The organism is Aureibaculum algae (assembly GCF_006065315.1).
Classification (GTDB): Bacteria; Bacteroidota; Bacteroidia; order Flavobacteriales; family Flavobacteriaceae; genus Aureibaculum; species Aureibaculum algae.
The window spans coordinates 4362359-4383780 of the sequence record NZ_CP040749.1 but is presented as its reverse complement, the minus strand read 5'-3'; the positions used below and the strand labels follow the sequence as shown (position 1 = coordinate 4383780).

Below are 21422 nucleotides of genomic sequence, written 5' to 3'. Positions count from 1 at the left end.
AATTACCATCCAAATTTAAAGATGGTCGTACTTTTAAATTGATCTCCTGCTTTTGTAATGGTTTTTGGAGAATTTTCAATATTTGGTCCATTTTGATAGCGATGTGTTTCACAACAGAACCCTCTATATTTTCCGTATTGTTCCCCGTTTTCTCTTTTAATAGCATTTGAAGTGTACTTCCCGGTATATAATAGCATACAAGGCTCTGTAGAAGATACTGTTAAAGAACGACCAGATGCTTGAGATGTGATTTTTGCAACTTCTTGTAAGTCAAAATTAGCATTGTCAAAAGCATAGAAATGTTCAAAACCATCTCCTATTGCTTGGTGTACATCTCCAATTCTTTTTCCTGCACTCAAATCATCTGCTTTGTCTTTTACATTCAAAATTTCACCAGTGCCGGCTCCTGTTTCATCTAGTGCTTGTCTTTTTGAAGTGTTTACTTGAGCAATGTGATTTTCAACTGTTCCTGAAAAAGCATCTAAATTAAAGTAGGTATGATTGGTCAATGCAATTGGTGTGTCTTGATCTGGAATAGCGCTATAATCAATTCTTAACTCATTGTTTTCTGATAATGTAAAAAATACTGAGACTTCTACATTTCCAGGGTATCCCTCCTCTAAATCTTTACTTAATAATGACATTTTTAATGAAGAAATTCCTTCACAATAAACTATTTCTGCGTTCCAAATTCTTTTATCAAAACCAACAACTCCTCCGTGTAAATTATTATCTCCAGCGTTAGTTGCTAATTGAAATTCTTTTCCGTTTAAGGTGAATTTTGCATCTTTTATTTGAGAACAGTACCTGCCAATAGTACTCCCAAAATAGGGCGAATTTTCAACATAATCTTTTCCAAAATATCCTTCCAATGTATCAAAACCGCAAGCAATGTTTTCTAATTCTCCTTTTGAATTTGGAACAATTAACGAAGTTATAGTAGCACCATAATTAGTAATTTTAACTTCAATACCATTGTTGTTTCTTAATGTATATATTTCAATTTTCTCGTCATTAAAGACTCCAAAATTCCCTTTATTTATGATCATAAGATTGTATATTTGGTTAATTTCTTATTTTACTTTTCTTCGTAAGGACTTAATTTATCCCAATTGAATATCACACCAACACCTGGATAATCAGGAGCAACTGCTCTATAATTTTCAACCACTAAAGGTCTTGTTGTATATTCATCAATTGGAAAACTATGTACTTCTAACCAACCTGAATTTGGTTGAGAAGAAACTAAACTTACATGTAATTCTTGCATTCCATGTGAGCACGCTGGAATGTTGTGTTTAGCAGCTAATTTTGCAGCAGCTAACCAACCTGTTACACCTCCGCAGTTTGAAGCATCGGGCTGAACAAAAGATAATTTTGCCTGATCCATCGCATATTCAAATTCATGAATGGTATGTAAATTTTCACCCATTGCTAATGGAAAACCTGTTTTATCAGCAATTTCTCCAAAACCTTTATAATTATCTGGAATAATTGGCTCTTCAAACCAAGTAATATCATATTGTTTAAATCCTTCAATAGCACTTATAGCTTTTTCAACGGTCATAGAATAATTGGCATCTACCATAAAAGTTACATCAGGGCCAATATATTCTCTAACTGCTTTGATTCGCTCTAAATCTTCTTGTAAATTTTCACGCCCAATTTTAATTTTCACAGCATTAAAACCCCTCGCTAAATAAGTGTTCATGTTATTTAATAATTTCTCAATTGGAAACATTAAATCAATTCCACCACAATAGGCTTTACATGTATTATTAGCTCCACCGGCAACTTTCCAAAGTGGCTGACCCAATTTTTTACAACGAATATCCCATAAAGCAATGTCCACAGCAGATATAGCAAAAGAGGCAATACCGCCACGACCGACATAGTGTACATGCCATTCTAAAAAATCGTAAATACCTTCAATATCAGTACCATTTTTTCCAATCAAAACACTCGTAAAATCATGTTCTATCATTGCTTTTATAGCAAAACCACCTTTACCTCCAGTATATGTATATCCCGTACCTTCGCTTCCATCTTCTAAAGTTACTATAACAGTTACTAATTCAAAATGATAGTGATCTCCATGTTTAGCGTCAGACATTACCTCGGGTAGAGGTACGGTAAATAAACGAGTCTGTATTTTTGAAATTTTTGTATTCATGTTTCTATTATTTCAACTCCAATTGTTCTGTATTTGCATAATCATTACCGCGAATTGCTTCGAAACTTTCAATCATTTCTTTTAATTTATTGGGCTCAGAAGATGCTAGATTATTTCGCTGTGCTTTATCGTTTTTTAAATGGTATAATTGATACTCTTCAGCATTTCCTAATTCTATATTGACTTGGGTATTTATAGCTTCACCAGTGTAAGGTGGAATCATAATCCAATCTCCTTCGCGATATGCCGTTTTGGTATTTGCTTCAATTACCAATGATTGGCGACCAATATTACTTTGTCCTAAAAATGCAGATAAAATATTTTCACTATCCGAGGTCTTTATTTTACCGTCAATAAGTGTTGCTAAAGAAGCCATTAAATCAACTTGACATACTAAAGCATCAGATACTTGTGGTTTTATTTTACCTTTCCAATAGGTCATTAATGGGACATGTGTTCCTGCTTCAAATAAGCTGTATTTTCCTCCACGTAATCCTCCGTTTGGATCATGATTTCCTAGTTTTTCTACTGCATCATCTTCATAACCATCATTCAAAACCGGACCATTATCACTTGAAAAAACGATCAATGTATTTTCTAAAAGCCCTTCTTCTTCTAAAGTTTTCATGAACTCACCAATAACCCAATCAGCTTCTAAAATGACGTCTCCTCGTGGTCCTAAACCTGATTTTCCTTCAAAGCGGGCATGTGGTGTTCTAGGCACATGTGGTTGTTGCAGAGCATAATACAAGAAAAATAGTTTCTTTTTGTGTGTCTTTACATAATTTTGCGCTTTTGCTAAAAAATGGTCGGTCATATCTTCATCTTTCCATTTCGCGGCTTCACCACCTTTTACGAAACCAATTCTAGGAATACCGTTTACGATGCTATTATTATGCCCATGATGCCATTTCATCGTTACTAATTCTGGATTTGAAATAGCGGTTGGTTCTCCATCAAAGTTTTTTTGATAATTCACTTCAATAGGATCAGTAGCATCTAATCCGATCACATTTCCATTTTCAATATAAACGGTTGGTACGCGATCTTGTGTTGCTGCCATAATGTGTGAATAATCAAATCCAACTTCATTAGGACTGGGAGAAATATGTTCATTCCAATTTACATTTCCTGAACCTAGACCTAAATGCCATTTACCCACAATTCCTGTTTCATAACCTTTTGATTTAAATAGTTTTGGCAACGTCTCTTGTGATGTAGAGATAATTAATGGTGCTGATCCCGGAAGAATTTTAGCATCTTTATTGCGCCAAGGATATACGCCTGTTAAAATTGCATACCTACTTGGAGTACAAGTTGCAGAGGTGGCATAGCCATTTGTGAATTTCACACCACCAGTAGCAAGTTTATCTATGTTTGGAGTTTTTAAAGCCGTTGCTCCATAACAGCTTAAATCTCCATAACCTAAATCATCTAAGTATAAAATAACCACATTTGGTTTAGTGTCTTTAATTTCATCGACTAGTACCTCTTGTTTTTTATCATTTTTACATTGGATGAAAAAGATGCTTACTAAAATAAAATAGAAGAATTTGGCAATTTTAAATTTTGGATAAATCATTGGCAGTTTTATTAGGCTTTATGTTTGATGTAAAAGGTTTTCTTTTCCATATATTGCTCAAAACCGTATTTGCCATCTTCACCACCAGAACCCGATAATTTATAGCCGTTATGGAAACCTTGATGTTGTTCACCGTGACCTCTATTTACATAGATTTCTCCGTATTCTAATTCATCGTTACATTTCATAATGGTATTCATATTATTTGTAAATACCATTGCAGCTAGACCATATTCACAGTCGTTTGCAAAACCAATAACTTGATCAAAAGAACTAAATTTTAATACTGGTAAAATTGGTCCGAAAGACTCTTCATGAACAATAGTCATATCTTGTGTTACATTTGTAAGTACCGTTGGCTCAAACCAATATCCTTTTTCAAATCCAGCGCCTGTAGGTCTTTTACCTCCAGTAGCAATGGTTGCACCTTCTTCAATACTTATTTTTATTAAGTGTTCCATATGCTCTAATTCATTCTTATTCACTTTTGGTCCCATATCAGTTTCTTCTAACATTGGGTCACCAACTTTAATTGCTTTAGTTTTTGCAATGAATTTCTCCATAAACACGTCGTAAATAGCTTCGTGAACATACATCCGTTCGTTACAAGTACAAACTTGACCACAATTATCGAAACGAGAATGTAACGCCGCATCAACAGCTGCATCAATATCTGCATCTTCAAAAACAATAAATGGCGCTTTTCCACCTAGTTCTAATTGAACGTGCGTTAAATTATTGGCTGCATTGCGTGCAATTTGTTGTCCAACAGGCGTAGAACCTGTCATAGTTACCATTTTAGTAATTGGGCTTTCAACTAGAGCATTTCCCATCGCTCTGCCAGGTCCGGTTAAGATATTGATAACTCCCGCTGGAATTCCTACTTTGTTTGCTAGGTTTCCTAATTCTAAGGTTGCTAAAGGTGTTTCTGAAGTTGGTTTAATTACAATGGTATTTCCTGCAACTAACGCTGGTCCTAATTTACGACCTGCTAATGCTAATGGGAAATTCCAAGCAGTAATAGCAACTACAACGCCACGAGGAATTTTTTGAATCCAAATTTGTTCGTTTGGGTTGTCAGAAGGAATAATATCACCTTCAATTCTGCGAGCACCTTCACAAGCATATCTAATAAATGAAGCGGTAACAGCTACCTCAAAACGAGCAACTTTTAAAAGTTTCCCTTGTTCTTTAGTTAATAATTCAGCCAAATACTCCGTATTAGCTTCAATTTCATTAGCCAATTTATATAATAAGTCTGCACGTGAACGCGCAGGTAATTTTCTCCATTCTTTTTGCGCTTTTTCAGCAGCTTTTAATGCCTCAATAGCTTCTTCTACTGTTCCGTTTTGAACACGTGCTACAACTTCTTCGGTCGAAGGGTTTACAATATCAATAGTTTCTCCTGAAGTTGAAGTTCTCCATTCTCCATTAATAAATAACTGATAATTTTTAATTTGTAACATGATCTATTTTTAATTTGTTATTATTTTTTCTACGGTATAATTATCCATTCTATTTGCCGCCCATGCTTCGAAATAACTTTTTCAGGATTTTCTGAAGCCAAATTTTGCTGGTATTTACCAGTTATAATCCCTGCCGTGAATGAATACAAACAGCGGCAGAGACATTTGTTTTGTAAATTGATTTTATAATTCGTTTTCTCCTTTTACATAACCAAAGTTTGCAAGGATACCTCCATCAACATAAAGCACTTGACCATTTACAAAATCCGCTGCTTTAGAGGCAAGGAATAATGAAGCATTTCCAACATCTTCAGGTTCTCCCCAGCGGTTGGCAGGAGTACGAGTCATCACTAAATCGTTAAAAGGATGTCCACCAACTCGAATTGGAGCTGTTTGTTCTGTAGCGATGTATCCTGGGCCAATTCCGTTAATTTGAACGTTATGTTTTGCCCACTCACAACACATGTTTGCTGTTAAAAGCTTTAAACCACCTTTTGCCGAAGCATATGCTGAAACGTTTTGACGACCATATACACTCATCATAGAGCACATGTTTATGATTTTCCCTTCACGACGTTTAATCATTCCTGGAGCAACACGTTTTGCTACAATTAAAGGAGCAACTAAATCTACATTAAGAACTTGTTCAAAATCAGATATTGGCATATCTAAAATAGGAATACGCTTAATAATACCTGCATTGTTTACAAGAATATCGATAGCACCTACTTCAGCTTCGATTTTACTGATTCCTTTGTCCACAGCTTCTTCACTGCAAACATTAAAATTAATAGTGTAAACTTCAATTCCATCTTTTGCATATTCCGCTACACAAGACACTAATTTTTCGTCATCAATGTCGTTAACACAAAGTTTTGCACCTGCTTTTGCTAAAGCTTTACCACAAGCCATTCCAATTCCGTGAGTTCCTCCAGTTACAAGAGCTACTTTTCCTGATAAATTAAATAATTCGTTCATTTTATGTTTATTTTTATAATTAATTTTTTTACAATGTACAATCCATTAATACTTTCATTCCGTCAGGATTGTTATCGATATTTTCAAAGACTTTTTGGATGTTGCTCAACGGTTGTACATCGGTAATCATATCTTCAAATGGTAATTTGTTGGTTGTGATTAAAGCGATTGATTTTTCGTAATCTTCTTTTTCGTAAACACGAGCACCAATTAGTTTTAATTCTTTCCAAAAAAATTTGAATAAATCAACTTCTTTCTTTTGCCCATGAATAGCTACCATTACAATTCGACCTCTAATACCAGCTACTTCGCACATAACATCTAAAGCAGGTTGTACTCCAGCTACTTCAAAAACGACATCGGCTAGACGACCTTCTGTTTGTTCTCTTACGTATTCAACTAAATCGATTTTTAATGGACTAACAGCATTTAAACCTAATTCTTTAGCTTTAGCAATACGTTTTTCATTTACTTCAGATACAATTACATTTGCGCCTGCTTCTTTAGCTACCATTGCAACCAACAAACCAATTGGTCCACCACCTAAAACAACGGCGGTTTCTCCAGCAACTAAGCCACTCATTCTCACATCGTGCGTTGCAACTGATAATGGCTCAATTAACGCTGCTAATTTTAAGTCTGTTTCTTGCTTTAATTTGTGTAAAGTAAATGCAGGAACGTTCCAGTATTGCTGCATTGCACCAGGACTATCAATTCCAATAAATTTTAATTTTGCACAAATGTGGTTAAAACCTTTATCGGAAGGCTGTACCAAACGGTCGTCTAATGGACGAACCACTACTTTTTCACCAACCGAAAATCCAGTTACTCCTGCGCCAACGACATCAATTATCCCAGACATTTCATGTCCGATAGTTTCTGGCATTTTTACACGTTTGTCCATCATTCCGTGGTAAATGTGAACGTCAGTTCCACAAACCCCAACGTAAGCTACTTTAATTCTAACTTCACCTTCTTTTGGTGCTTCAATTTCTCTTTCTACTACTGTGAAGGTTTTATTGCCTTCATATTGTGTTGCTCTCATTTTTATTAATTTTATTTCTTTTAATTATTTTAAATCATATTTTTAAGGAAACCATACAATATTATAACTTTAATTATCTACTGAATATAAGGTATGGTTTTACTTGTACCACAAATTAATTTTAATCGAATATTGTTAGTTTATTGTTATTTTAATTGAGTTTGAAGGTAAATCTTTTGAATGTGCCACCACTTCTACTTCACCTGTTTTATCCATAGCCTGTACAATTAGTAAAGTTCTTCCGTTGTGGGTTGTATTTACATTAGATTGGAATTTTTGAATACTTTTTTTCCAACCATTATCAACTCCTAACAATTTTGCATTTCCTTTTATTTCAAAAGTAATTTCTCTATCATCGGTTTTTGCTGGATTTCCATTTTCATCTGTTAACCGAACAATTATATGAGAAACATCTGTATTGTTCGCGGTCAATACTTTTTCTTCTGAAGAGAGCTCTATTTTTGACGCTTTTTTAGCAGTAATTATTTCAGAAGATATTTCTTTTCCATCTTTTTTGCCTTTTGCTACTAATTTACCATCAGCAAACAAAACAGCCCATTTATAAATATGATCTTCAAAATTGGCTAATTTTTTAAGTCCTAAAGATTGTTCATTTAAATACAATTCAATTTCATCACAGTTAGAATATATTTCGACTGAAATCATTTCATTTTTGTTATAATTCCAATGCTCGTTTACATCTTGCCATTCCCACAAAGCATGTTGCCATTTTTCCGGATTTTTAGCAACTATAGCACCTTTATCATTCAGTTTATTTAAAGATTTATCCATAGTTTGTGTTGCTAAATGTATCATCGGTTGTTCTGACCATAGCGATTGCATCATAAAGTAAGAGCCCTTTTTAAACCCAGCAGTATTTAATAATCCAGAAGGCTGCACACGCACCGGCCAATGATCTCGTATTTCACCCATATAATCAATTCCTGTCCAAAGAAAAGTGCCTGAAATAAAAGGACGATCCATTACGGCTTTCCACTCATGGAATTGCGTCAAGTTTTCTGTACCCATAATTGGTTTATCTGGGTAATTTTTATGACCATAGTCATATAAAATTCTTCTATAACTATACCCAATTACATCTAGAGCATCTGTATAGCCAGACAAATGACTTACTGATGGTAAAATTAGATTTGCCGTAACAGGTCTCGTTGTATCTAGTTCTTTAGTCCATTTAGAAAGTTTGTGAGCCGTTTCGCCGATGTCGTATTTTTCTTTAGGAAGCGTTTCTAGTTCTCTTTTAATTTCTTCTATAGAATAAGGAGACTCACTCCAGAAATAATTACCATTCCAATTCATATTGCCAAAAAAGCCTGTTGCTGCTGCATTTCTCGGATAGGTCCATTCTATTTCGTTACCGATACTCCATTGAAAAACGGAAGGATGGTTGCGATGACTTAACATTACATTAGTCAAATCTTTGTGCGCCCATTCTTGAAAATGTTCGCCATAACCTCTAGTGATATAATCGGTACTTTTCGATTCATTTTGGTTATATCGCTTATCTTTTGGATTATCCCATTCATCAAAAAATTCATCTTGTACCAGGAATCCCATTTCATCACATAAATCTAAAAATACAGTAGAAGCAGGGTTGTGAGAAACTCGAATAGCATTACAGCCTCCGTCTTTTAATATTTGTAATCTGCGTTTCCAAACACCTTTTGGTACAGCGGCTCCTACAAGACCACCATCATGATGCAAACAAACACCTTTAATTTTCATATTTTTTCCGTTAAGGAAAAAGCCCTCATTCGCATCAAATTTTATAGATCGGATTCCGAAATTTTCAGTATAAGTATCAATTACTTTATCATTCTTTTTTACAGAAATTACTGCTTTATATAAATTGGGGTTTGTAACATCCCAAAGTTTTGGATTAACAATTACAATATTTTGATTTGTTTTTTGGGTTTGATTACTAGCGATATTTAGTTTGGAAGTTTGTTCTGCAACCTTGTTGTTATTTGCATCAAAAATAACAGAATGAATGCTTGCTTCGTTTTCTTCATTATATTGATTTGTAATATCAATTGCAATGTTTACGGTAGCTTCAGATGAATTCACTATTGGCGTTGTAACAAATGCGCCCCAAACTGGAATATGAAGTTTATCTGTGGTAATCAAAGATACATTTCTGTAAATTCCGGCACCGGTGTACCAACGGCTATTCGCATATCGCGAATGATCAATTCTAACAACGACTTCATTTTCTTTTCCATTTTTATTTAAGTAAGGCGTCAGGTTATAATAAAAAGGAGAATATCCATAAGGATGGAAACCTAGCTTGTTGCCATTTAACCAGACTTCGGCATTATTATAAACGCCATCAAATAATAAATAAGTAACATTATTTTCATTTATGTCTAAGTCAAATGTTTTTTTGTAAAAGCCATATCCTTTCCCTGCTAAATAACCAGTAGCAAGAGCGTCGTTGACTAGAGTGGAGTCAAATTCATTTTCAATTACCCAATCATGTGGTAAATTTAAAGATCTCCAATCTTTATTTTTAATGGAGAAGACTTGTTGCGTACTATCTTGCGATAAATAAAAATTCCAATTGACATTAAAATCGGATACTCTGTTGTTTTGCAGCATGTTGTCTTTGCTGCTGCATGAAATAAATAGGAGAACGAATACTAAATGTAGGTAAGTTTTTTTCATTTTAAATTTGGCTATAATAAAATAATTTTTTTATTTTTAAGGACTTTTCCTTGTAATACGATTTTAGTATAATACATGCCAGCGCTATAATTTTTTATTTAGATTAGCGTGTTTTCTTTCGAAATAACCTGTTGCGATAACTTGACTCCACTAGTATTGTACATAATAAAAGAAGCACCAAGATATTGTGTAGGTAGTTTAACTTGAAAGGATTTGTTTGCTGGATTTGGAAATAGGTTAATTTTAATTCTATCGATAGGGCTTTCCATAACTCCTAATGTGCTAAAATCATCACTAAAATTAAATACTTGCATAACAGTGCTACTTATATGACCGCCGAAATCTGGAAATTCTACAAATATTTCATTATTAGTTTTTATTAAATCATATGGTACAGGTATTTCTAGTGTTCCAAAAAATTGACCTTTATCTGCTTGGTCATATCCTCTCCAGTCTTCAGGTACTTTAATAATTTTGTCATTAACTTTTAAAGTAGGTATAAGTTGTTTGCCATGTTCTCTGCCAATACTTATTCTTAAAACAGCTTCACCAAATACACCCGTTTTTTCAACATTATTAATATGGAAAAAAGAAGCTTTTGAAGCATTAATAGGTTTTAAATAATCGTCTGCAAAGTATTTCACTTCGTCAGAAGTTTCATCAATGGTAATTTCATTCTCAAAAGTATATTCTAGAATCATTGTTGATTCGGCTCCTAAAACGACGTTTGTAGTTGAAGGTGATATGTTTTCTTGCTCTAAAATAGGAGCAACTCCTGATAAGGTTAAGTGTTTTTTTACAATTGCACTAATTTGGGTACTATAAGAATCAAAAAAGTTCAAATTGATTTGCGTTGGTATAGATTCCAAGCTATTTAAGATAATGTAGCCCTTTTTTCCATCAACATAAGCATCTACTTGTATATCAAAATCGGTTGCTTTTATGGCAATTCTTTTTCCTTTTACGTTTTTCCAAAGTTGATAAAATTTAACCCTATCGGTGTAAATCCAAGTGCCAGTATAACTTTCGGGTTCGTTGGTTTTACGCATTAATCTTGCCGAGTATGGGTATCCTTTTTCATGATTATATCCCCATTCGGCTTTAACTATGGTAAAGGGAATTGCGATGGTAATATCATCTGGTCTTTCCATGAAAGACATCATTAATGAGTTTTGTACTTTTAAAAATAACCAATCACGCATTGCCGTCCAACCTTGTCTGTCATAGTCATGTGTTTGTGCACCATATTCTGAAATAACATAGGGTTTGGTGTGTCCTAATTTTAGCATACTGTATTGATCCATCATATCAAAAGTTGCCTCTACATTGCTGCCTGAGCGCAAATCAGTTTTACCCCCAATAGCAGGAAAATCATACAAATGCCATGACCAAAAATCCATTTTTTCACCAGCAACATCTACAAATAATTTATCTCTATTCATCCATCTTTGAAAATCACCAGTTTCAAAATCAGGAAAAGCGGCGGTATATCCTCCTATTTTTAAGTTTGAATTTTGAGCTCTTATAGCATCTGCTACTTCCACATGGAAATCAGCAATTTCTTGTAAAGAATGGGTGTAATCTTTCTTTCCACCTAATGCTTCGTAAGCAGGTTCATTAATAACCTCTACCCATGCTGGTTGCTTTTGTCCATTTTGACCATGAAATTCATTAAAATAGCGCCCCATATATTCACCAGTAGCTGTGGGACTAGCAATTTTCCAACCTTTTGTGGTCGCTTTTTGACTTTCACCAGTCCAAAAAGGATGTAATTGGGCAGCAATTACAAGATTTTTCCTGTTTTCATAGGAGTGGAGTTTGGATTGAGAAGCAAAGGAGTTTCTCGAGTTTTCGCCTCTAGAAGCTATATCGGTGGGGTCAGCAAAACCTAGTCTGGTTGGATCTTCTTCAACATTGTTGAGTATCCAAGTAATTCCACCAGTATCTCGACCTAAATAAACGTCATACCCATTTAAAAAGTCGTTTCTTAGATCGGGAGTGAAATTATCTCCGTCCCAATCTTTCTCCAATTGATTTGCATGAATGGTAATAAATTTTGAACGCTCAAAAGTGCTATTTGTTCCGATAGTATGTAGCACATTTAAATGGATATCAACGGATACTTCTTGAGCATAATTAGAAATGCCGATGAAGAATAAAAAAAATAATAATTTTGTTTTTGCTAATTTTATGTTTGTGCCCAATTTAATATTTAAATTCCCCATAAGATTCTTGTTAGACTTGGAGAAAGCCATCCATTTAAGTCCTCCACTTTAAGTAAAGCAAATATGGCTATTAAAATATTTGATTTCATTTTTTTTAACTCGATTAAAACTGAACATATACAAAATTTATAAAATACCTATCTGAACAAAACTAATACTTCTATAAAATGATTATTTTATAAGTGTATATAAAAGGTTAAAATTACTGATTTTACTTATCTTTATATGCTTGTACGTTTTTAGTTGTATAACATATGGTTAAAACGGACTGAACAGTTCTTAATAGGTGGGTTGATTAAAATAGATTTTGCTATCATTGCTTTTGAAATTTTTATAATAGAAATTGTCTAGTTATCAATATCAAATTAAATAGTGAATTATGGGAAATAAAATATTTTCTTTACCGATAATATTATTTATATTTTTCTTTGTTGTTTTTAATGTTGGGAGAGCTCAAGATATTATACCTCCTGATAGTCTATTTGAAAAAGCAGAATTCTATAAATTTCAGAAGCTAGATAGTGCCGTTTATTTTTATAATAAAAGTATCGAGTTTCAAATGCAAAAAAAAGACACTTCTGCTTCTATTATGGGTTTACGTGAATTGTCATTTTTATATTCTCATAATGTGGATTATGGAAAGTCTTATGATGGCTACTGGAGTGCATTATTATTAGCAGATAAATCAAAAGATTCTATTTCGTTAGGGTTATTATACCAAGACTTGGGATGGCTCTATGGTTATTATAAAAGAGATAGTGCTGCTAAAAAGTATTTTAATCAATCTATTTTGATTCATAAAAAAATGAAAGCATCTCCTTTGGAGAATTATAAAAATCTTAGAAGTAATTATTTTTCATTAGCTGTTTTTTATAGAGATAATGAAGATTTTGAAATGGCTAAAAAGTATTTGGATAGTACCAATCAGATGCAAACCTTTATTACAGAAGAAATAGGGTATTATGCTGAAGGAGAATTAGCTTATATAGATCATAAAGAAGGGAGGAGTGTTTTGGCAATAGAAAGGCTAAGATCTTGTGAATATTTTTTCAAAGAAACCAATAAATCGTATTTAGTAATTATTTATTTTCTACTTGGAGAGGTTTATCGTGAAACCAATAGTTTTAAAGAAAGCGAAGCGTCTTTTGAAGAATCGCTACGATTATGTAATATTTATCATAGTCATAGTAATTATTTGCCGAGAATTTATACTTCATTATCAAAATTGTACTATGCTAATAATAGGTACAAAGAAGCTTTTTTTAGTCTGGAGAAAGCACATAATTTAAATGATAAAATATTCGGAAGTAGAAGTGATAACAACCAACATTTGTTAGAAATAAAGGATGATTATCGCGTTGAAAAACAAAAACAGGAAGCGCTTGTAAAAGAACAGCGCTTAGCAGAATTAGAGCATGAGGATAGGGTTTGGTTACTTAAATCTATTTTATTATCTGTTACTATACTATTCATTTTATTTTATGCGATACTTTTTACGAGAAACCTAAGATTAAAACATCGGAGCGAAAAAGAAGTTTTAAGAAAGAAGCAAGAGCTAGACCAACAAAGGCAAAATGAGACCTTAGAGATAAAAAATAAGCAGCTGGCAGCCTCTGCGCTTCAATTAATTGAAAAGGAAGAATTTTTAGAATCTTTAAAAGGAAAATTAGCCAAACAAGAAGATAAGATCGATACTCGTGTCATAGAAAGAATGATTAGTAGCGTTCAAAGAAATCCATCGAGTAGCTGGAAAGAATTTGAAGTAAGGTTTACTAATATTAATCAGAGTTTTTATAAAAATTTAAAAGAAAAATTCCCAAAATTGACCCAAGCTGATCAAAAATTATGTGCTTTAGTGAAACTGAATTTTTCGAGTAAAGAAATGTCTTCCATATTAGGAATAAGCATAGAAAGTGTGCATACTTCGAGATATCGTTTACGAAAAAAACTAGATTTAGATAGAAAAGATAGCTTAACGGAGTTTATTAACAATCTCTAGTTGGAAGTATCCTCTTTTTCTAATTAACTCGCTCTATTTCTGACACTTAAATTTCGTGATTGAATTTTGTGTTGAAAATAGGAAAAACAGAACTGTTATTTTCCTTTCCATTCGCAAGAATCGCAAGAAACCCTCCATCTGATTTTAAGATGAAACTACATGGCTTAATACCCAAAATAGATTCATTTTTAAGATGGTTCTTTAAATATAGCCACTATTTTTAGCATCAAACTTAAATAGGTTTTTTAATTTATTTTTGAATTATTTTTTTATTATCTGATTGAATCCTCTCTAATTGTTTTTTATTTAATCCTTGGCCGTAATAATACTCGGGTTTATTTTGGATATTCGTATTTTTCATAAATTCATCATGAATATCTTGACTCAAATCACAATCAAATCTTGCTAAGACGGCATGATTTTTATCCCATGTTGTTGCGTTGGTAAAATGAGAAATTCCCCATGTAATACCACGACCATTTTTTGTATTTGTAAAGGCATCTGGAATAAAAGGGCCGCCAGCGTTTGGCATTAATTCAGTAATTGCAGCAATTTCAAAGTTAACGCCGTCTTTAGCATATTGTATGGTATGATGTTCGTTGCCATCTCGAATTACTAAAGCTGCAATTCCTTCTTTAAAAGGAAATAAAGTTGTTTCATGACCAGAATTAATCACAGGATTTGTAGGATTTTTTGTAAACGGACCTAGAGGATTATCCGCTACAGCTAAACCTTGCATACGAACTAAATCAGGTTTGCCATCAAAATCAGATTTATAGTACAAATAGATCTTTCCTTTGTACACCAAAGGATATGGGTCATGAATAGAATATTGATCCCATTCACCTTCTGAACCATTGGGTATTACAATTTTGTTATATGGAGTCCAAGGGCCATCTGGAGAATCTGCATAAGAAACCGCAACCGGGCAATCGTCGCCGCGTTTTCCACTTGCTTCCATAAAGCCTTGATAATACAAATAATATTTTCCTTTCCACTCTAAAATATCGGTGGTTGTAACAGAGCGCCAACCCACATTTGGTTTTGGTGGTCTTGGTACGGCAACTCCTTGTTCTTCCCAAGTAAACCCATCTGTACTAGTTGCATACCAAATTTCTGCTAAATCCCAGTCACTAGAAGGAATAGTTCCGCTACTTTTTTCTGCACCTTGAGGTGGTGTAGGCGTGTGCCGATATGTATACCAAACATAGTATTTTCCGTTGGCAAAAATCACTTTAGAAGGATCTCGACGAGAAATTGTACCATCATGATTATGATAATCAAATCCTTTCAATTCGGTATATTTAAATTGAGAATACAACTCGTTGTCTTGTGGTCTTGGAGCTAAATAAGCATCATAATTACGCTCTAATGCAGCACTAAGTTTTTGATTTGGCTTTTCTTTAGGAAGAATAAAAGGGAAGCTTTTTTCTTGATTATTAGGCTTTTGTGCTTGGCTAAAAAATGAGCTAACACATAATAAAGTTACAAGGAATACTTTTTTCATTGGTTGAAATTTATTTTACTATTTTATGATAATGGTTTGTTTTGCAATGGTTTTGTGGTTATTTATATGCTTAAGTAAAGCTGTTAAAAAATACTTTTTAGATGTCTTTAAGTTACTTTTCAAAGGTATTATTTGTGAATTATACGTGTAACCTGTGTAAGCCTTACTATTTGTTTTGGCAATAATCTTGTTGTTTGTATTTGTTATGATAAATTCTAATAGATAATCTTCATTGGTTTTTGAAGTGTATAAAAATTCCAATTGTTTATCGTTCTTAAAAGAAATAGAATTTTCTTCTATCAGAATAGATTCCTCATAAATTTCTAATTTTGGAGTATTGTTTTTAGAAGTTTTTGTTGAATCGTTTGCCGCAACTAAAATGTAGGCACGAACCCAATCATAATATGCGGTATTCTTATTGTCATCTTCTAGTTCATTATCGTTAGGTAAACTAATCCATGGGAACGGGTAAGTTTCGGATACTAAATTTAAACCCATTTTTTGATCGAATGGTTTCTCTTTAATTTCTTTGTAAAACTCCATGTGTTGTGGTTCACTATTGTTATAGTAAAAACTAGCGTTACTTGCATCTTTCCACCAACCTCCATATATGTTAAAATCTTCAGAAGCTAAATTTTCATCCTCAAATCGAACCTCTTTTGCACGGAAGTCATTATTTTCCCCTTCACAATCGGTATACCAAAAATGGGAATTAGAGTGCATTCCTTTAGCAAACCATTTTCCGTCAAAATCTCCCTCACGACCAATGCATTCTTGTATATCGAGTTCTAATCCATAGGTGTCATTACAATTTTTAGAACCAGAAAAATGTTTTCTTGTAGATAACCAAAAGGTTGTTGACATAGTAGTTTTTGCAGCTTTGAATTTACATTCGTAGTAACCAAAACTGGCGTCCATTGTTTTGGAAACTACGGCCGCAGAGGCAATATTAAAAACTCTTTTTGTTCCATTTTTTGCAATTATCACGCTGTCTTTTTTCATTTTGCCACCTTTGAGTTGTAAATAACCATCGGCAACTTTTACTTGAGAAGGTAAAAATATTCCCGGCACTCTACCGGCCCAAGTAGGATGATAGTTAAACCATTTATTCTGATCTAATTGCATGCCATTAAATTCATCTGAAAACTGTTCATTTAAAATCCAGCGTTGCCCTAAAGGAGGTTTTGGCGGCTGTGCATATGTAGTTAAAAAAGCAAGTACAAAAACTAAAAATAGTAGCTTGTTAATTTGCATGTGTTTTTTGTTTAAAATTCAGTTTGTAATTGCTAAATTCAACTTTTTTGTCATGAATAAAGGCAACTTAGGGTTGATTTACTATAACAAATGAGCAATGATATCCTAAGAATTGTGATTTTTCAAAAAATTAAAATGTTAGAAAAGTACTATTTAATTAATATATTTGATCTTTAAAGTTTTTTTGATAAAACATATGAAACTACGATATACTATTTTTTTTGTTTTTATTGCATTTTTTGTTGAATTGTACGCACAAAACCCAATTTATTTTGAGCATATCAATTCTTCAAAAGGGCTTTCACAAAATGATGTAAATTGTATTTATCAAGATGAGAAAGGCTATATGTGGTTCGGTACTCATGACGGTTTAAACAAATATGATGGCTATGATTTTACGGTTTACCAACCCGGAATGGGTAATGAAAACAGCATCAGTAGTAATCTAATTTTTGCCATTGATGGCGACAAACAGGGTAATCTATGGGTTGGCACTACAGGTGGTGGACTGAACTATTTTGACAGAGTTACAGAAAAGTTTACTGTTTTTAAAAATATAGAAGAAGACGATACAAGTTTAGACAGTAATCATATTATTTCAGTTTTATTAGATAAAAATAATAGACTTTGGGTTGGAACAAAAATAGGGTTAAATGTTGCCAATCTCAATGTAGGTGTTACGAATCTCAAATTTAAAAGACTAACACTGGAGAAAATTCTTCCTGAAAGTGATGTCAACAACGATATTACGAGTTTGTTTGAAGATGCTGACGAAAATATATGGGTAAGTTCTTATTTAGGTGTTTATAAAATAAGTAAAGACTCTTATGAAATTGAAAAGAAGAATAACCAATTCAACTTGCCAAATTTTAATTTTCAATCTATTGCCCAAGATGCTTATGGTAGATTTGTGGTTACATCTGGTAATGGTGTTTTTATCCAGCAAAAAACCGGTGAATCATTTGAAATGGTTAAAATTTTAAGTGGAATATATAATGAACTCGAATTTGATAATAATAATCAAATTTGGGTAGGTTCTAATAAAGGGTTGGTTTTATTAGATAACTCCGATAAAAATAGGTTGCCGAAATGGATAGATCATTTAAAAAACGAATCGGCCAACACAAAGAGTATTAGCAAGAATATTATTAGTTCCATATTTAAAGATCAAACGGGGATTATGTGGGTTGGTACCAACGGTGGTGGTATTAATAAGTACGATCCGCAGCGAAAGAATTTTAGGCACATTAAAAAAACAACAGACCCTAATAGTTTGAGTTATGATAAAATTCGATCCATATTTGAAGATAGTAATGGTACTTTATGGATTGGTACAGAAGGAGGTGGGTTAAATTACATCATCAAAGAGAATGATGACGGAACCTATAAAAATTTTCAGAAATTCGAAAGTATTTCTAAAACATTTACTATATCTGAAGTTTTATTAAATAATAAAAAAACATTGCTTTTTGGAGGAGAATCTGCTCCTGTTTTATATCAATTGGATATTTCAGATCCCAAAAAAATTGACGAAAAAAATATCAAACCCATTGCTGATGTAAAAAGCAGTGTCTTTTCTATTTTAAAAGATCATAAAAAAAACTTTTGGATTGGTACTTATGATAATGGTGTTTATCGATATGTGTTTGATGTAAATTCAAATTCGTATAAAAAAAACATATATTATCATAATAAAAATAACCCAAATTCTATTGCCAACGATATTATCAGAAATATTTATGAAGATAGTCATGGTAATATTTGGTTTGCTACAGGTAACGGTTTATCTAAATTAGATGCTAGTCAAACCGATAAAGAGGAGCCTGTTTTTCAGAGCTGCCGAAATATTTTAGGAGATAGTTCGAGCATAAATCACAATTACATTTTAAGCATATATGAAAGCAATAAAGGTACTCTTTGGATTGGCACCTTTGGTGGAGGTCTTAGTAAAGTTATAGATGACAAAAAGGGCGAAAATATAAAATTTAAAAATTACTCTGAAAAAGATGGATTGCCAAACAATGTTATAAAAGGAATTTTAGAAGATGGTCAAGGTAACCTTTGGTTGTCAAGCAATAAGGGTTTAACGAAGTTTAACCCAGAAAATGAATCGTTTAAAAATTATGATGTAAATGATGGTTTACAAAGTGAAGAGTTTCAAGAATTAGCTTGCTGGAAAAGAAAAGATGGCGAAATGTTATTCGGTGGAGTTAACGGATTCAATGCCTTTTATCCTGATGAGATTAAAGACAATACTTTTCCGTCAGAAACTGTAGTTACCAACTTTTCTATATTTAACAAGCCAGTTAAAATTGGTGAAAAAATAGCTAGAAGAGTTATTTTAGATAAGTCAATAGACGAAATAAGTAAAATAAGAATAGATTATAAAGACAACAGTTTCTCTTTCGAGTTTGCGGGTTTACATTATGCAGCACCACTTAAAAATAAATATGCCTATAAGTTAGAAGGCTTTGATAAGGATTGGATTTACACCAACTCCACCAAGCGTTTTGCTACATATACCAACTTACAACCCGGCTCATACACTTTAATGGCAAAAGCATCGAACAATGATGGTATTTGGGACGATACTCCTTCTAAAATTGAGTTAACAATAATCCCACCTTGGTGGAGAACTATTGTTGCCTATATTAGTTATGGTTTGTTAGCCATTGCCATGCTTTTAGCATTTAGAAGGTTTACCATTATTCGAACAACCGAAAAACACCAATTACAACTAGATCATCTAGAAAAAGAGAAAAGAGAAGAGTTACAACAACTAAAATTAGAATTTTTCACCAATATATCTCATGAATTTAGAACACCTTTGACATTGATTAAAGGCCCTTTAAAATATTTACAAAAAAATATTGATAGTCTTGACAAAGAAACTATTAAAGAGCAGTATGGATTAATGGAAAAAAATACAGAATCTTTAATGCGTTTAATTAATCAGTTACTTGATTTTAGAAAGTTGAATCAAGGAAAAATGAAATTAGTAGTTAGAAATGGTAATATCATTTCTTTTATTAAAGAAGTTGGTGAAACTTTTCAATTTCTTGCACATAAAAATGACATTAACTTTACTATAAATTCAGAAGAAAATGTGATTTCATCCTGGTTTGATCATGATGCAATTGAAAAAATAATGAATAACTTATTGTCAAATGCATTTAAATTTACGCCAAATAACGGTTCTGTCATCGCTACTATCTCTAAAGAAGTTGGTGCAAATAATGGTATGGATTCTGTTGTTGTTAGTGTGAAAGACTCAGGTCCAGGGATTCCTAAAGCTAAAGAGCATCATATTTTTGAAAGATTTTATGTAGAAAAAAATTATGAAAAACAAAATAAAACAGGAAGTGGTATTGGGTTATCTTTTACCAAAAGCTTGGTTGAGTTACACCAAGGTTCTATAGAAGTGTTTAGCAGTCCAGAACAAGGTACAACATTTACCTTTAAATTACCTACTGAGAAAAATGCGTATTTAAAAAAACCGGATATTACATGCAAAGAAGAGAATGATTCTGATTATTTAATTAGAACTTCAGAGGCGGAATTGTTTGCTGTTGATATGAATGATGATATTTTAGATCAGGACTTGACCAAAACAAAATCAAAATTACCAGCATTATTGGTGGTTGATGATAACCCGGATATTAGGTCTTTTATTAAGCAAGTTTTAAGTAAAGATTATAGTGTTTATGAAGCTAACAATGGTAAGGTAGGTTTAGAAATTGCAAATAAAATTGTACCAAACATTATTTTAACAGATCTTTTAATGCCCGTTATGGATGGTGAAGAGTTTTGTTTAAAGTTAAAAACTACGAAGGAAACTAGCCATATTCCAGTAATTATGCTTACTGCAAAAGCCTCACAAGAAAGCGAGATTAATAGTCTAAAAATTGGCGCTGACGGTTATGTGAGAAAGCCTTTTGATATTGAAATATTAGAGCTGAAAATTAAAAATATTATAAAGCAAAGAGATGAGCTGCGAAGAAGATTTAGCAGAGATATTACTTTGCAACCAAAGGAAGTTACCGTTACTTCTGTTGATGAAAAATTTTTGCAACACGCCATAGAAATTGTTGAGAAAAACATGATGAATACGGAGTTTAATGTAGAAATGTTGGTTAAAGAAATGGGGCATAGCCGAAGTAATTTATATTTAAAATTTAAAGAATTAACAGGATTGTCTTCTAGCGAATTTATTCGAAATATTAAGTTGAAAAGAGCAGTGCAATTATTTGAATCGAGCGATTTATTGGTAAAAGAAATTATGTATCAAACGGGTTTTAATACCGCCTCTTACTTTGCAAAATGCTTTAAAAAACAATTTGGGGTTATCCCAAGTGAATATGTCAAACAAAAAGAGTGATTTTATTAATTCTTTTTGCTTGTTATAAATTAAAGGGTTTTCAATAATTCTAGGAGTTCTTTAATAGTAGGGTGATTACCAATTAAAAAAGGAGGTTTCAGTTGCCTCCTTTTTTACTAAAATTCTAATAAAA

At 32.8% G+C, this 21422-nt stretch carries 12 protein-coding genes; 2 read left to right on the top strand and 10 right to left on the bottom strand.

Going from position 1 to position 21422, the window contains the following annotated elements; all coding sequences use genetic code 11:
* Nucleotides 1–2: 2 nt before the first annotated feature.
* The 8 genes from FF125_RS18580 to FF125_RS18545 all read right to left on the bottom strand — a co-directional run bounded on the left by FF125_RS18580 (nucleotide 3) and on the right by FF125_RS18545 (nucleotide 12151).
* The gene (locus tag FF125_RS18580) at nucleotides 3–1049 is read right to left on the bottom strand and encodes an aldose epimerase family protein (protein ID WP_138951303.1); all 1047 of its coding nucleotides are present in this window, start codon (nucleotides 1047–1049) and stop codon (nucleotides 3–5) included.
* Nucleotides 1050–1078: 29 nt separating this feature from the next.
* Complete coding sequence (locus tag FF125_RS18575) at nucleotides 1079–2173, bottom strand: mandelate racemase/muconate lactonizing enzyme family protein (RefSeq protein WP_138951301.1); 1095 nt, start codon at nucleotides 2171–2173, stop codon at nucleotides 1079–1081.
* 7 nt (nucleotides 2174–2180) lie between these two features.
* Entirely contained in the window at nucleotides 2181–3755 is a 1575-nt protein-coding gene (locus tag FF125_RS18570) for a sulfatase family protein (protein ID WP_138951299.1), read from the bottom strand.
* A gap of 11 nt (nucleotides 3756–3766) precedes the next feature.
* Nucleotides 3767–5221: an aldehyde dehydrogenase gene (gene aldA / locus FF125_RS18565; RefSeq protein ID WP_138951297.1), complete on the bottom strand. Its 1455-nt coding sequence runs from the start codon at nucleotides 5219–5221 to the stop codon at nucleotides 3767–3769.
* Nucleotides 5222–5404: 183 nt separating this feature from the next.
* Nucleotides 5405–6199, bottom strand: a complete 795-nt coding sequence (locus FF125_RS18560; protein WP_138951295.1) for a gluconate 5-dehydrogenase — start codon at nucleotides 6197–6199, stop codon at nucleotides 5405–5407.
* 28 nt (nucleotides 6200–6227) lie between these two features.
* Nucleotides 6228–7244 (bottom strand): zinc-dependent alcohol dehydrogenase, encoded by a 1017-nt coding sequence (locus FF125_RS18555; RefSeq protein WP_138951293.1) that lies wholly within the window; start codon nucleotides 7242–7244, stop codon nucleotides 6228–6230.
* Between the two features lie 135 nt (nucleotides 7245–7379).
* Nucleotides 7380–9926, bottom strand: a complete 2547-nt coding sequence (locus FF125_RS18550; RefSeq protein ID WP_138951291.1) for a glycoside hydrolase family 2 TIM barrel-domain containing protein — start codon at nucleotides 9924–9926, stop codon at nucleotides 7380–7382.
* 98 nt (nucleotides 9927–10024) lie between these two features.
* On the bottom strand, nucleotides 10025–12151 hold the full coding sequence (locus FF125_RS18545; RefSeq protein WP_138951289.1) for an agarase: 2127 nt from the start codon (nucleotides 12149–12151) through the stop codon (nucleotides 10025–10027).
* Between the two features lie 379 nt (nucleotides 12152–12530).
* Here FF125_RS18545 and FF125_RS18540 point away from each other — a divergent pair, with 379 nt between their 5' ends.
* Nucleotides 12531–14150: a tetratricopeptide repeat protein gene (locus FF125_RS18540; protein ID WP_138951287.1), complete on the top strand. Its 1620-nt coding sequence runs from the start codon at nucleotides 12531–12533 to the stop codon at nucleotides 14148–14150.
* Between the two features lie 250 nt (nucleotides 14151–14400).
* On the opposite strand, the gene FF125_RS18535 is transcribed toward FF125_RS18540, so the two are convergent.
* On the bottom strand, nucleotides 14401–15657 hold the full coding sequence (locus FF125_RS18535) for a glycoside hydrolase family 117 protein (RefSeq protein ID WP_138951285.1): 1257 nt from the start codon (nucleotides 15655–15657) through the stop codon (nucleotides 14401–14403).
* Between the two features lie 18 nt (nucleotides 15658–15675).
* Nucleotides 15676–16911: a LamG domain-containing protein gene (locus tag FF125_RS18530; protein WP_138951284.1), complete on the bottom strand. Its 1236-nt coding sequence runs from the start codon at nucleotides 16909–16911 to the stop codon at nucleotides 15676–15678.
* Nucleotides 16912–17107: 196 nt separating this feature from the next.
* Here FF125_RS18530 and FF125_RS18525 point away from each other — a divergent pair, with 196 nt between their 5' ends.
* On the top strand, nucleotides 17108–21289 hold the full coding sequence (locus tag FF125_RS18525; RefSeq protein ID WP_138951282.1) for a hybrid sensor histidine kinase/response regulator transcription factor: 4182 nt from the start codon (nucleotides 17108–17110) through the stop codon (nucleotides 21287–21289).
* Nucleotides 21290–21422: the final 133 nt, after the last annotated feature.

Bases quoted from the DNA above. Each gene is read 5' to 3' on its own strand.
- FF125_RS18560 (WP_138951295.1), bottom strand. From the start codon at position 6,199: ATGAACGAATTATTTAATTTATCAGGAAAAGTAGCTCTTGTAACTGGA.
- FF125_RS18545 (WP_138951289.1), bottom strand. From the start codon at position 12,151: ATGGGGAATTTAAATATTAAATTGGGCACAAACATAAAATTAGCAAAA.
- FF125_RS18555 (WP_138951293.1), bottom strand. From the start codon at position 7,244: ATGAGAGCAACACAATATGAAGGCAATAAAACCTTCACAGTAGTAGAA.
- aldA (WP_138951297.1), bottom strand. From the start codon at position 5,221: ATGTTACAAATTAAAAATTATCAGTTATTTATTAATGGAGAATGGAGA.
- FF125_RS18525 (WP_138951282.1), top strand. From the start codon at position 17,108: ATGAAACTACGATATACTATTTTTTTTGTTTTTATTGCATTTTTTGTT.
- FF125_RS18570 (WP_138951299.1), bottom strand. From the start codon at position 3,755: ATGATTTATCCAAAATTTAAAATTGCCAAATTCTTCTATTTTATTTTA.
- FF125_RS18540 (WP_138951287.1), top strand. From the start codon at position 12,531: ATGGGAAATAAAATATTTTCTTTACCGATAATATTATTTATATTTTTC.
- FF125_RS18535 (WP_138951285.1), bottom strand. From the start codon at position 15,657: ATGAAAAAAGTATTCCTTGTAACTTTATTATGTGTTAGCTCATTTTTT.
- FF125_RS18530 (WP_138951284.1), bottom strand. From the start codon at position 16,911: ATGCAAATTAACAAGCTACTATTTTTAGTTTTTGTACTTGCTTTTTTA.
- FF125_RS18580 (WP_138951303.1), bottom strand. From the start codon at position 1,049: ATGATCATAAATAAAGGGAATTTTGGAGTCTTTAATGACGAGAAAATT.
- FF125_RS18550 (WP_138951291.1), bottom strand. From the start codon at position 9,926: ATGAAAAAAACTTACCTACATTTAGTATTCGTTCTCCTATTTATTTCA.
- FF125_RS18575 (WP_138951301.1), bottom strand. From the start codon at position 2,173: ATGAATACAAAAATTTCAAAAATACAGACTCGTTTATTTACCGTACCT.